We start from the raw sequence: 1,562 nt of genomic DNA on the forward strand, positions 1-1,562 counted from the left end.
AAAAACCTTCAAAACCAAGCAGCCTAATTAAAAAAAGCCGAAATTTCCCTTGTGAGGATTCTTTCGGCATTTTTAAACAAAGCAATTATGAAATTGATTCACTTAGCGACTAAAGTTGCTTCCATTTTTGCGTGTCCTGCTCCGCAAGGAACGCTGCAAACCACTTTATATTTTCCAGGCTTCAAGTTCAAGACTTCTGAGCTGTTGCCATCAACGGTAACATCCTCACCTTGAACTAACAAACCGTGCGCCCCTTCAACATTCTTTAGCTCCAAATTAAAGTCTTTATCTGCTGGCACCGTATATTCTGCTTTATCAAATTCCCAGTTCTTTGCTTCCATCGTTACAGTCTCGCCCGCTGCTTCCTTTTTTTCTTCTTTTCCTCCGCATGCGGCAAGCATTCCGATCACCAGCATGGCAGTAAGAGCCACCCATATTAATCTTTTCATAAGTACAGCCTCCTAAGTTGATGTGATATCTTATTATACCCTTATTATAGAAAGCCTAAATTGAACAGTCTGTGACATAATTCACACAACTCCAAAAATACTGATGTAAGAAGAGGTTAATCTCCGTTACAGGTGTACGCTTTCCCCGGGGTGAGCGGTGAGCCCCTTCGTCGCACGCGCCATTAAAGTGTCTCACCTTCTCACTCCCAGTCGCTGGATAAGGAAGGCTGTGTAACAAGACATCAAACGCAAGAAAAAGTGAACTTCTTATTCGAGGAGTCGGTACCTTACACTACGATCCACTTATCAATGAAGCATTCAAGGTCGATTAAGCGAAAAGATTTAGTAAATGCAATGCTCATAGTTAGCGTGTAGAAGGATGATGTACTGCACAGAGAAAATTCAGCAGTTCAAAGTTTTTAATAATAAAACAATCTAGAGCAACAATCTCTGCGAAAAGAGCCTAATGGAAAAAACAGCTGACGCAGGGGATTGTCGTTTTAGCAAAAGCCCTACAAAAAACGTGCGCTCAAGGTGTGAGCGCACGTTTTTTCCATATCAACAGCAGTCGCTTTGTCCTCTCATAACAAGGCCTGCGCCTTCTTGTGAATCCTCAAAGTCAAGGGTGATTCCTTTTGCATGATCGGATATACGGTAATCTAAAGCGACTCTAATGCCTTTGATCTTTTCCACTACATCTGTCTCTTCCGGCTCATCCAGAGCCAAACCCAAATTGGGACCGCCTCAGCCCATGCCAGAGAAATAGACACGGACGCCGTTCGCACCATTCTGTTCAAGAACGGCGGATATATACGTTACTGCACTGTCTGTTATGTTCACCAGTTCTTCACCTCTTTCTCTATGTCACTTAGTATATCCTACATTGCCCACATCGTGAATACCATAGGTGGCTTAGCATAAAGGGGTCCGGTACACCGATAGAACAACATGGATAACAGCATCATTTTTTCATAAAAGGTACCGTACCCCATGTCTTATTACAGTCTCAGAACAAAATCGCTAACGCGACTTAATGACGTCCCAAGTGAACCTCGTTCACTTGGGATTATTTCTCGCTTGAATCATCGTGCCTCCGCAGTTCGGGCACTGAAT

2 protein-coding genes are annotated in these 1,562 nt (G+C 43.2%); both read right to left on the reverse strand.

Features of this window, described 5'->3' with window-relative positions:
* Positions 1-98 precede the first annotated feature (98 nt).
* Positions 99-449, reverse strand: coding sequence for a cytochrome C oxidase subunit II (locus ACFQPF_RS11435; protein WP_379749730.1), 351 nt, complete (start codon positions 447-449; stop codon positions 99-101).
* 558 nt (positions 450-1,007) lie between these two features.
* Entirely contained in the window at positions 1,008-1,181 is a 174-nt protein-coding gene (locus ACFQPF_RS11440; RefSeq protein WP_379749732.1) for a hypothetical protein, read from the reverse strand.
* Positions 1,182-1,562 lie beyond the last annotated feature (381 nt).

Origin of the sequence: Fictibacillus iocasae, assembly GCF_042665465.1 — a bacterium.
Taxonomy (GTDB): Bacteria; Bacillota; Bacilli; order Bacillales; family Fictibacillaceae; genus Fictibacillus; species Fictibacillus iocasae.